We start from the raw sequence: 12,764 nt of genomic DNA, 5'->3' as shown, positions 1-12,764 counted from the left end.
ACCTCCTATTTGTCGTGTCAAAAAACTTGTTCATTTAGAAATAATTTCATATAAATATATGAATAAAAAATAAAAAGACCGTCTACTGAAATGATTTTAAAAATCATTTCAGAGACAGCCCCTTTTTATCTTATTGTCTTTATGAATTCTATATATTTATTGTGATCTATAGCAAAGTTTCCTGACACCTTTTCTTCATCTTTTAAACTTTTTGTTACTACTGCTCCTAAGCTAACGCTTACTTTATCCCCTAATGTTAGCCCATTTGATATAACTACACCTAATCCTACCCAAGAATCTTTTCCTATAGTTGTACGACCACCTATGGTAGTTCTAGATGCGATTAAACATCTTTCATCTATTTTAACACCATGTTCTAAATGTACAAGATTATCTAACTTGCAGTAGTTACCTACTATAGTATTATCCCAAGTATATAATGCCTTATCTATACATGCATTATATTGAACTTCAACATTCTCTCCTATTACTACTCCTCCACAATGAACTACATTCATTATCTTTCCATCTACTCTTTTATACTCGTAACCTTCTCCCCCAATTTTTACACCACTTCTTATTATAGAATTATCACCTATTACAGTGTTTTCTCTTATTACAACAAACTCTTCTATAGTTACATTATTTCCTATAACTACATTATTTTCAGCTATAGAAGATAATTTGCTTATTTTACACCCTTTCCCTATAACAGTCTTATGAATCTCTCTTACATATTCTTTATTTTGGCTTAATGCATTATGTAATTTAAAGTATTCCATTCTTGGATTTTTTGCAACAATAATACCATAATTATCTTTTAGTTTATTACCTAGTTCTTCAGTAGTTATTAAACATGTTATATTATCACCTAAACTATTAATATATTTTTCACTTTCAATAAAAGATAATAATTTTTCATCACATCTACTAACCGCTAATCCTAGTGATGTAAATTCACCATTTTGTATTATTTTTCCATTATCTAATAAATTAATTATATCTATTAATTCCATTTATCCTCCTAAAAATCTCTTTAATTCAATATGTAGATTATAAAATATAGATAAAAAGCATAATCATTAAATTATGCTTTTATATCTTAATCCCTCTATAATTCTTTGAAAATCAAGTCTAAACCTTTCAACTGGTGCACTACACCACTGTCTTGGATGCACTAATATTAGTCCCTTCTTCAAATCATCACTATTAAATATTTCTTCTGGGGACATTGGACTCCAAAACATTGGATACTGTCTATCTGCCAGCCTAAAATCTAAATTACTTTCTATATCATAAGCTTCTACGTTAATCCCTAAGGCCTCCATTACTTCTTCTGTAACTAATTCCTTATTCACAACTTTCATCTTTCTATTAATCCAATCTCCATGAGATGCTACAGAATATATCTTATGATTTATAGTTTTCTCAAAATAATCTACATTCGCCTTAAATTTTGATTTAATATCTGATATTTCTTTTTTAATTAAATCTAAGTTTTTTATATGTCTTTCTTTTATATAAGTTGAAATTTCTTCGTAATGATATCCAACCTCTATTCCGTAATCTATCATTTCTTTTATTAAATCTACATCTATAGTGCATAATCTAAAGTAATATGTTGATTTTACTCCAAACTTTTTTTCAATCTCAAACATTTTTCTAGCAACCTTAGATTCACTATCTACATCATGTCTAATAATTATAAACTTATCATTAGAATTGCTACTTTTAGCTTCACATATTGGTAAAAATATAAAACCTTTGTCTAAAAAGCTTTTTAACATATTTTCGTATTCTTCAAATCTGTTTTTCATTATGTAATCTGAATATATACGATTTGTAATGTTTTTTAGTCTCTTTATCATTCTTAAATACCTCTTTTAATTACATTTTTACTCTTCCCCATTAAAAGTTGTATTTTTACCTTTTCAATACTATATATATTTATATATATATTTATATTAAGTCTTAAATTTTAAAATTTTTCTAAACAATTCTTGTTATATTAAACATATCTACATATCTTCTATCATCTTCTTACAATTTACACTTATTAATGCAAATAAAATCCATAGTAAATATGTATTAGTAATTACACCTCTATGATTTAATTCTATCCCTGTAGTCAATCCTATAAAAATAAATATAGCTAATGATACTAATATAGGCCTATTATCACTATAATTTTTTATTCCTTTTAATATTCTTTCTCCGAATATTAATATTATTAATATCATTGATATTATACCTAATTCTGTTCCAATGGATAAAAAGAAATTATGAGGATGATCCATTGTATATAATGGTGCATTCATCTGCGCTCTGCTATCTTTTCCTATTTCGTAATATGCACTAACTACATAATTTCTATAGTTTTCATTAAAATCACCATATCCCACACCAAAAACATTATCCTTCATTATTTCTCCACTAGTTAAAATAGCTAATACTCTAGCACTATTAGAAGTATTTTTCAAAAATCCTTCCGATGTACTACTTCCTCTATTTAATATTATAGGCAATAAAGAATTTCCCAGCAATATACCTAATATAACCAATATTGTAAATATAACTCTATATTTTTTACTAAATAATATAGCTACGAAAGCTAAAGCCATAGCTAGCCACGCACCTCTTGAGAATGTAATAAATAGCGCAAAGCTTTGAATAAAGAAAGATATTATTAAAAATACCTTTTCTTTTTTATTTGGTTTTTTATATAATATTTCATTTAATAAAAATGGATATGCTATTAATGCTATATTTACAAATATATTTACATTATGATAACCAAAAGTTAAATATTCTTTTGATGATTTAATAGCGCTAAAGCTAAGTCCTATTCCTAATATTTGTGCAAAACCATAAAAACAACTTAAATTTACTGATAATATTAGTGAATAACCTATATATTTGATATCTTCTTTGCTAAATATAGTTATAAATAAAGGTAATAATAATATAGGAATAACCACAGATGTAGTTACAAGTTCAAAACTCTCTCTAAAACTATCTGCAAAGAAACAGCTTATATACGTAGATATAATAAATAAAACTGATAACTTTAAAATAATCATTCCATTTTTACAATTATCTATATAAGATTTAACTTTCTTCACTATATCTTTAAAAGAAATTATACAAAGATAAATTATTATTAATGATTCAAAATTTAGCTTAAGTACAAATAGATCTAAATAAAATAACTTTCTAGCTGTAACTAATATTGGCATAGAAATAATGAATAAGTATATTGATTTTTTTATATCTTTCATTGATAAAACAAAAATAAATATACTTAAAATTATTGATAATGTAAAAGTAGCTCCATCTTTAATACCAACCTTTTGTACCGACCAAATTCCAGCTAATCCTACCATCAAAACTAAAATAATAGATAAAATTACATTCTTCTTATTTCTACTCATTATTTTGCTCCTTATACATGTCTAAATCTACTATTTTATTTCTTTCGTTATTTAAAATAAAATCATTCAATTCTAAGTTAAGTTTTTCTATCCCTGCATTTATATCAATTTCACCTTTAATCATTGCATATACTGTATCTTGTATTAACTTAGAATTTCCAGCTAATAATTCAGTTGGATCATTCTTTAACTGATAAAAATTCTTATCATTATTCATTTCATAATAAACACCATTTTCTCCGTAATCTATACTTGCAAAGGCAGCATAATTGGCATCCATTTTTTCTAAATAACTAGTTACATCTTTGCTCAATAACCAATTAAACACTTCAGAAACTGCTTTTTCATGTCTTTCTAGTCTTTCTTTACTTTCTAAAGATAATTTTTCTTTATCTCTTGCATTATTGGCTAAAACTAAAACTCTTTGACTAGTTCCATAATATCTCTTCTTTTCATCACCATTTTTTAAAACTGGTATATTAGAAAATGAAACATTCATATTAAAAGTTCTATCAACTACACTATACTTCTTCGATGATGTTACAACTGTAATAGCTGATTTTTCATTTTGAAAATCACTATAAACAGCCTCTTGAGTTTTTGTATCAAAATCTATATTTATTAAATTATTATTGTACATATATTTGAATTTATCTATAACTATTGATAAATTATTGTAATCATATCTTCCACTATTATAATTCCAAAATGTAGGATAAGTAGTATAATCACTTGATGCAATATTTCCAATGAAACTAAATAAATTGTGTATATTGGCAATAGTAATATCTAAAGGAATTATTTCTGGATTTTTATCCTTAATTTTTTCAAGTACTGATATTAATTCGTCTAACGTTTCAGGTTTTTGTGTTAAGCCAATATCCTTTACTATATTATCGTTATACATTAACTTAGGAATAGATACTCCATACTTAATTCCAATAACATCATTATTTAATTTTAATAAATATGATTCATCAATATTAGAATAATTAACATTTAAATTATCTAAAGGTTGAATAAACTCTTTATCTATTAAAGTTGTACTCATATATTGAATTATATCTGCCCCAACCTCATTTGCTAACTTAGTAAAAACCACATTATTGTAATCTGTATCTGCAAACTCTAATTTAATATATATATCATCACTAGTCTCATTATATTCTTCTACTAGTTGTGGTAGGCCTTTAGTTATTTCATCGTTTTTCAAGAAAATTGAAACAACTTCCTTTCCTTCATACTTTATATTTTTTGAGTTTCCTATTTTGTAATACTTATATGCTATGGCTGCAATACATAATAATAGAATACTAGCTAAAAAAAATTTATTTTTCTTTATAAAGCTTTTCATAATCTTCTCCTAATAACCTTTATCTAGATATACGTTTATTTTTTTCCTCTAATTTCGAACTCTTAAATATATAAAAATTAAATATTCCAAAAATAAAACCTAATCCATAAGAAATGTGCAAAATAGGAAATGTTATAATAAGATATAATAGATATTTAATATTCTTTTTAATAGATATTTTCACACTAAAAACTATATCCAATAATAAATATAATCCTAATATTATTAAATACATATTTCTAATAATATTTGAAAATAAACTTAATACTCCACCTACTGTCAAGAATAAAACAAACATTAATGGAATTAAGTGCCTTATTGATGCTGGCTTTTTATGCTTTTGTATTACTCTAACTTTCCAAAAACCATATTGATAATATTGTCTCCATAATTTTTTAAAGTCACCTCTTCCGATATAAGTAGACTTTATCTTAGGAGATAATAATATCTTTTCTCCGCTTTTTTCAACTCTAAAATTAAGTTCATCATCTTGATTTCTAACTAATTCTTCATCAAATAATCCTATTTGATCTAATAATGCTCTTTTATATGCTCCAAAAGCAACTGTATCTACATAGCTTTCTTTATCTGCATATCTAAATAATGCGTTACCAACTCCAAATGGACAGCTCATAGCCTCTGCTATTGCAGCCCCTTGAGTAGTTTCATTTATTGTTGTAATAACTCCACCTGAGCATCCAACCCCTTCTTTTTCTAAAGCCTTAACATTTTCTAAAACGAAATCTTTATCTGCATAAGCATGTGCTCCAAAAATTATTACGATTTCAGAATCTGTATATCTGATTCCTAAATTCATTCCTTTTGGTGCCGATAATCCCTCATTGTCTAATAAAACTACATTATTATGAGCTTTACTAATATTATTAACTATTTCTCTAGTTTTATCAGTTGACATTCCATCTGCTACAATTATTTTTAATAAATCCATCTGATAGTTTTGCTCTAGAAAAGATTTAATACACTTTTCAATATACTTCTCTTCATTTCTACACGGAATTATAACCGAAACAGTCTTATTCAAACATTTCACCTCTTCTAAAATATAAGTTAAATTTAATAAAAACTCCACTATCGTGGAGTTTTCTATATGTTACTTGAAAATATCCACTATTTCATATCAGAAGAAGAGAAATTTTCAAATGGGAAATTAATAGGCATTCCAGTCTTCTTTGACTTGTATGCTGCTAATATTATTGATAGTGGAACTATTGCGTCCTCTCCACTTACATATGGTTTTCTATCTTCATTTATAGCTTCAACAACATCTCTAAATAATGGTGTATGTCCTTTTCCATATACATTATCTATCTCAACTTGTAAATCAGATTTAACAGCTTCTTCATCTTCACCTTCAAATCTCCAAGTCTTTAATTCATTAACAGCTAATCCTCCGATTACTACTGTTCCTTCAGTTCCAAAAACACTTAAAGTTTCTTCTAAGTTCTTTGGATAAACTACAGCACTACCTTCAATTATTCCAATAGCTCCATTTTTAAATCTAACTACTATAGCCCCAAAATCTTCACCTTCAATAGGATTTCTGAAGGTTTCAGTTTCTGCGTAAACTCTTTCAACTTCTCCACCTAACATCCATTGAAGTAAATCTATATTGTGTATACATTGATTCATTAATGTACCACCATCTAAATCCCAAGTACCTCTCCATGGAGCTTGCTTATAATAATTTTCATCTCTTCTCCAAAGGATTCTTGCAGTACCGTTCATTATTCTACCTAATTTACCTTCTTCTACTACTTCCCTTAACTTTTGAACTGGTCTATTAAATCTATTTTGGTGGGCAACTGATAGCTTAACATTATTCTTCTTTGCAACTTTTATCATCTCATTAGCATCATCTATTGACATAGCCATTGGCTTTTCAACTATAACGTGCTTTCCTTTATTCATACAGTAAATTGCAATCTCTGCATGATAACCACTTTCTGTAGCTATTGTAACTACATCAATCTCTGGTTGCTCCTCTAGCATAACCTTATAATCTTCATATGAATTAACTCTTAATGAATCATCATTCATCTTAGTGATGTATTCTTTTCCTTTTGCTTCCGCTAACTCTAACTTAACATCACATGTTGCTACTAAATTTGCTATATCACTATTTTCTACTAAACCTTCTACATGTTTGTAAGATATTCTTCCGCATCCTACTATTGCAAAATTTAATTTCTTCATTTTATATCCCTACCTTATATACATTTAATTATAGTTTTTATTATTAAAGAAATATCAAAAAATACATTACTTTTTTCTATGTATTCAAGATTTAAGTTAAGCTTATCCTTCATAATAACATTTATATAATATTCTTCTGGATTATCTACTTTACCTAAAATATCATTTTCATCACTATATTTTAGTGATGCTAAATCTGTAATACCTGGTCGTACAGATAGGACTTTTTTCTGTTCCTCTGTATATAAAGCAACGTATTTAGGAACCTCTGGTCTAGGACCAACTAAGCTCATCTCACCTTTTAGAACATTAAATAATTGTGGCAACTCATCAATTTTGTATTTTCTTAAAAATGCTCCTACTTTAGTGATTCTATTATCTTTTCCTACAGTTATCTGCTTTCCAACCTTTTCTGCATTTGGAATCATAGTTCTAAACTTATAGATATTGAACTCTTTTCCGTATCTCCCAACTCTCCTTTGTAAAAACATTACCTTTCCTGGAGAATCTAATTTAATAGCAATACTCACAATTATTAAAATTGGTGATATAACTATTATCCCTATTAAAGCAAGAAAAAAATCAAATATTCTTTTAATTGCTGAATTTAATTTTCCCATGTTTTAACCTCAACTTTTAGGATATTATTAGTATTATAATAAAAATATTCTTATTTTTATTATAACTATTTGATTATACTACTATACAATTGTATTGTCCATAAAGTTTAAATGAAGAAATTGTTACTTCTTATTTATTACTTTTTTTAACATATCGTATCCCTTTATTAATATATCTCTATACATAAATAAAACTATTACAATAGAAATTATAGTTAATATAAGTATAGTTAAATTAAAAGTATACAAACTTGCAGCTATAGCTAAAACATATACAGAAGCTATAGATATCCAAAACCTTCCCATTTTTAAATTTATTTTATACAATTTTCCTGCAAAATAAGTTCTTGCTAAGAAAAACACAATATAAGATAATCCTGTTGATATAGCTGCTCCTGTAGCACCCATTCTAGGTACTAATATTATATTACCTATAATATTACTTATCGCTGCAAAAACTGCTATATATATATGGTATTTTGTTTTCTTTTTAAAGTTTATTCCTAATACTGTTGTCTCTGATATAGTATACATAATAGGCATAAAAACTAAGAATGGAAATATAAAAATAGTTTCTCTATATGCAGGTCCTAATAATAAAACTATAATTTCCTTACAAGCTATTAATCCTATAGAAAGTAAAATCATAACTAAAGATACAATTTGATTTATTTCTGAAAAGAAGTTTGTATCTTCTGGATGCTTTGAATATTTTTCATATGCCACAGGTGTCCAAAAAGTTGTAAAAGCCCCTTGTAAGGTATTCATTAATCCAATAATCGTCATAGCACCTGCATATAACCCAATCTGATAATTATCACTAAATATCTTCAAACTTACCTTATCTATTGATTGAAACACCCAAACTATAGCCATTGAAAATATAAATGGTGAACCATATTTAATTAATGACTTTGTATCTGTGTTTAACTCCCCACTACTATTAAAATTAAACCAATCCTCTTTTTCCATTACCATTCCAACTATTGCCATACAAATGTTTGCAAGTACGAATGATAATATTAATGTCATATAATTATTTTTAAATATTCCATAAAAAATCCATACAAACAATAAGTAAAAAATCTTATTTGTAACAGTCACAAAAGAATATAATTTTCCTCTTTGCTTCATCCTTATATTTATAAGAACAAAATTAGAAATTATATTAAATGTACTATGTATTAGTATTAATAATGTTACAAAAAATGAGCTTTCATTAACTAACCAATTTGATATAGGTTTATAGAATATTAGCATACATAATCCTAAAATTATATTTAAAGTTAGAGGAAGCTTAATACATCTTCTTAATAATTTCCCCCTATTTTCTTCACTTTCTTCATGATAATATCTTACATATGACTGGTCCATTCCTATCATTATAACTAGAATTATCAAGCTAGTTATAGTTGTAAACATTGAAAATATACCATTTTGATCAGGAGTTATTATTCTAGTAATAATTGAAGATGATAATAATCCTAGTATTAAAACTAATACATTTCCCATAGCAAAATCTATAAACTTTTTTAGTAATCCATTCATAATTTAACCTCATTACAATTATATTTCATGCAATAATAACAAACCCTTGGCAATAACCAAGAGTTTGTACTGTTACTTATAGCTGTCAATTATGTCAACTATCTTCTCTGAAGCATTTCCATCTCCAAATATCTTTTCTTGTTTTGTTGTAGGATTGAAAGTCTTAATACTATTTATTATTTCATTTTTATCTGTACCTACAATTTTATTCCATCCTAGCTTTACAGTCTCTACCCATTCAGTTTCATCTCTCATAGTTATACATGGTTTTCCCATAAAGTAAGCTTCCTTTTGAACTCCGCCACTATCAGTAACTATTTTCTTAGAATTACTTTCTAGCATTAACATTTCTAAATATCCTATAGGCTCTATAACTTTAATATTATCATTGAAATTTAATCCATAATCTTCTATAAATTTCTTTGTTCTAGGATGTAATGGTAAAATTACATTTTCTCCACACTCATTAAGAGCTTGAATCATATTTTTAAGTCTTTCTATATTGTTTGTATTCTCAGCCCTATGGATTGTAGTAAGTATATATTCATTTTTATTCACGCCTAATTCTTCAAGTAAATATTCTTTTTCTTTTGCTAGCTCTTTGAACATTAAAACAGCATCATACATAACATCCCCTATGTTATATACATTGTCAATTATACCTTCATTTTTTAAATTCTTAATTGCATCTTCTGTTGGAACAAGTAAAAATTTTGAAATATGGTCAGTTAAAATTCTATTTTGTTCTTCTGGCATATCTTTATTAAAGCTTCTTAATCCTGCTTCAACATGTATTACTGGAATTAGTAACTTGCTTGCAGCTAGCGCTCCAGCAATAGTTGAATTGGTATCTCCATAAACTAAAACAAAGTCGGGATTCTCTTTTAAATATATTTCCTCTAAGCTACTTAACATTGCACCTGTCATTTTCCCATGCGAGCCTGAACCAATCTCTAAATTGTAATCTGGCTTTGGAATCTTTAACTCATTGAAAAATATATTAGACATGTTTTCATCATAATGTTGTCCTGTGTGTACTAAAATCTCTTTATGCTTTTTTCTTAAAGCTTTAGATACTGGAGCAGCCTTTATAAATTGTGGTCTTGCACCTACTATAGTTAATATTTTCATACTTAATACCTCTCTAGTACTCTATTATTTATTTAAAAGTTTTTTATATTGCTCTAATAGTATCTCTTCTTGACTTTGCCAAGTAAAGTTTTCCTTATAGACATTATATCCTAATCTCCCCATTCTTATAGCTTCCTCTTTATTATCTACTAAATAGTTAATCGCATCAGCTATATCATTTTCAGTTACCTTATCAATGAATAAAATACAATTATATTTATTAAAATTATCATACCAATATTTTATGTTAGTAGCAATTATAGGTACTCCAACAGACATATATTCAAATATTTTATTAGGTAAGCAAAAGTCATGATTAGGTCCTGGCTTATATGATACTATCCCAATATCTGAAGTCTTTAGTAATTTTTGAGCTTCATCATAAGATACTAATCCTAAATAAGAAATCCTATTATCAGCTTCTACTGACTTCATTATTTGATTTTTAACTGACTCACTTGAAAAACTTCCTATCAAATAAAGTCTTACATTAGGATTTTTAATATACTTAAATGAATTAACAAGCTCTACACTACCTCTAACTTCATTTATACTTCCTGCATATACAATATTGACAGTTTCATTTTTCATTATTTCAAGCTTTGTATCTCCTGTATCAACTTGGAAGTTTTTAACTACAGCAGTATTAACATCTTCTTGAATAAATTCGTCTGCTATTTCATCTAAAACTGTAATTACTAAATCAAATCTTCTACTTGCAAACTTTTCAAACTTATTGAAGCATTTACTTAATGGAACTCTTATATTTTTATTTATCCATGTTCTATTTAAAATAGTTAATCTTACATTCTCATGCGAATCGTATATTACTGGTTTTCTCTTTAATAGTTTTATAATTAATCCGATTGGAATTAACTCTGGATCATGGAAATGGTATATATCAGCATCTGATTTTAATACCCTAGCAGTTAATTTAATCCAATTTAAAGGTCTTAAATATCTTTTGCTTGCCTTTTTTAATCCATAAATCTTTATATTATTTTCTTCCTTAAATTCAAAATCTCCAACAGCATGAAGTTCAACATCATACTCTTTACTTAAAGATTTAGCTTGCTTTTGATATATTCTTACGTCATCCCAATTATGTAATGAACTTAATATACAAACTTTTTTCATACTCTACTTACCATCCTGCCTATTATTAATTACTTCAAAAAATATTTTATTTAGCTTTTCTGAAATAACTTCGCTACTAAATGTATCTATTACATATTTAGCAATTTTATCTCTCTCAAAGTTATCTATGTTCTCTACCATATCATTCATAGCTGTATATAAGGCTATATCATCATCCTTAGGAATCATATATCCTAAATAATCTTTATAAAAGTCTTCTGGCCCACCACACTTTGTAGCTATAATTGGCAATCCACAAGCTAATGCCTCTATATAAGCTATTCCAAATGTTTCAAAGCTACTTGGTAAAACGAAGGCAGTAGCCTTTTCTAAATATCCTTTAAGATTTTCTCTATTTACAGCTCCAACAAAATTTATTTGCTTTTCTACTCCTAATTCTTTTACTAACCCCTCTAAAAATGTCTTTTCTGGTCCACTTCCAATTATCATTAATTCAATATTAGATTTTCCCTTAAAATTTTTAGCAAAAGCCTTTATAGTCTTATCTACATTTTTATTCTTAGTTAATAAACAAACAGAAGCAAATATAAACTTATCACTCTTTTTGTTATTTCCATAATTAAATATAGATGTATCTACTATATTTGGTACTACAACTATATCATTAGTTGTATAATTCATCATAGATTTTTTTAACTTCTCTCCAACTGCTATAAGCTTATCTGCATTATTATAAGCTTTACTTAAAAGTTTCTTATGATAATCATCTAATAAATTATTCATAACTATAGATGCATGTTCTGTAATAACATACTTTATATTATACTTCTCTTTTATAATACTAGCCAATACACCACCATATAATCCGCAATGAACATGAATTATATCTGGATTTCCATACTTTTCGCAGTAAATATCATATAATTTCAGACTATTTTTTATCCAAAAATCTATTCCTATTTTATTTCTCATCATGAATATATTCCATCCATGAAGCCTTAATGTGTTTAATCCATCTTCACAATACTCTCTTATTTGAAAATGATTATTTTTTAAAGCATTTAAATTTATTCCAGTTATTCTTCTTGTTTCATTATATATTACACCTACAGTATTTCCTGCCTTTTTTAAAGCTAAAGCCTGTTCTTTAAAAAATGTACTTCTTAAAGGTGCATCTTTTGTTGGATATGCTGAAGGAATTATTAGAATATGCATAAAATAATCTCCTTTTGAAATCTTATAACTATATTATGTAAATTATATCATATTAATAAAAGTATACAATTCCATAAAAATAAATGAGTTAAAATATTAACTCATTTATTTTTATATTATAGCATTCTACTATATCTTAATAATATATATTTT

Annotated in this window: 11 protein-coding genes; all 11 read right to left on the bottom strand. The window is 26.6% G+C overall.

All coding sequences use genetic code 11. The features are described from left to right. Positions 1 to 125: 125 nt before the first annotated feature. Positions 126 to 1,016, bottom strand: a complete 891-nt coding sequence (locus LQE93_RS11390) for a UDP-3-O-(3-hydroxymyristoyl)glucosamine N-acyltransferase (RefSeq protein WP_231073741.1) — start codon at positions 1,014 to 1,016, stop codon at positions 126 to 128. A 66-nt stretch (positions 1,017 to 1,082) separates the two neighbouring features. After that, positions 1,083 to 1,868, bottom strand: a complete 786-nt coding sequence (locus LQE93_RS11385; protein ID WP_231073740.1) for a hypothetical protein — start codon at positions 1,866 to 1,868, stop codon at positions 1,083 to 1,085. A 150-nt stretch (positions 1,869 to 2,018) separates the two neighbouring features. Beyond that, the gene (locus tag LQE93_RS11380; RefSeq protein ID WP_231073738.1) at positions 2,019 to 3,431 is read right to left on the bottom strand and encodes an O-antigen ligase family protein; all 1,413 of its coding nucleotides are present in this window, start codon (positions 3,429 to 3,431) and stop codon (positions 2,019 to 2,021) included. Further along, entirely contained in the window at positions 3,424 to 4,785 is a 1,362-nt protein-coding gene (locus LQE93_RS11375) for an ABC transporter substrate-binding protein (RefSeq protein ID WP_231073736.1), read from the bottom strand. Before LQE93_RS11375 ends, LQE93_RS11380 begins: the two co-directional genes overlap by 8 nt. A 19-nt stretch (positions 4,786 to 4,804) precedes the next feature. Beyond that, positions 4,805 to 5,836, bottom strand: a complete 1,032-nt coding sequence (locus LQE93_RS11370; RefSeq protein ID WP_231073735.1) for a glycosyltransferase family 2 protein — start codon at positions 5,834 to 5,836, stop codon at positions 4,805 to 4,807. 77 nt (positions 5,837 to 5,913) lie between these two features. Then, positions 5,914 to 6,999, bottom strand: a complete 1,086-nt coding sequence (locus tag LQE93_RS11365) for a Gfo/Idh/MocA family protein (RefSeq protein WP_231073733.1) — start codon at positions 6,997 to 6,999, stop codon at positions 5,914 to 5,916. A gap of 14 nt (positions 7,000 to 7,013) precedes the next feature. Beyond that, positions 7,014 to 7,619 (bottom strand): sugar transferase, encoded by a 606-nt coding sequence (locus tag LQE93_RS11360; RefSeq protein ID WP_231073732.1) that lies wholly within the window; start codon positions 7,617 to 7,619, stop codon positions 7,014 to 7,016. A 123-nt stretch (positions 7,620 to 7,742) separates the two neighbouring features. Beyond that, on the bottom strand, positions 7,743 to 9,167 hold the full coding sequence (locus tag LQE93_RS11355; protein WP_231073731.1) for a lipopolysaccharide biosynthesis protein: 1,425 nt from the start codon (positions 9,165 to 9,167) through the stop codon (positions 7,743 to 7,745). A gap of 72 nt (positions 9,168 to 9,239) precedes the next feature. Continuing rightward, the gene (gene wecB / locus LQE93_RS11350; RefSeq protein WP_231073729.1) at positions 9,240 to 10,298 is read right to left on the bottom strand and encodes a non-hydrolyzing UDP-N-acetylglucosamine 2-epimerase; all 1,059 of its coding nucleotides are present in this window, start codon (positions 10,296 to 10,298) and stop codon (positions 9,240 to 9,242) included. Between the two features lie 24 nt (positions 10,299 to 10,322). Further along, a complete protein-coding gene (locus tag LQE93_RS11345; RefSeq protein WP_231073728.1) occupies positions 10,323 to 11,435 on the bottom strand; it encodes a glycosyltransferase family 4 protein in 1,113 nt (370 codons plus the stop codon). Positions 11,436 to 11,438: 3 nt separating this feature from the next. Next, entirely contained in the window at positions 11,439 to 12,611 is a 1,173-nt protein-coding gene (locus LQE93_RS11340; protein ID WP_231073726.1) for a glycosyltransferase, read from the bottom strand. Positions 12,612 to 12,764: the final 153 nt, after the last annotated feature.

It is taken from the genome of Clostridium sp. NSJ-145, from assembly GCF_021044725.1.
GTDB classification, from domain to species: Bacteria; Bacillota; Clostridia; order Clostridiales; family Clostridiaceae; genus Clostridium; species Clostridium disporicum_B.
Note: the sequence above shows the minus strand (reverse complement) of the source record. Positions and strands in the feature narration are given on the sequence as shown.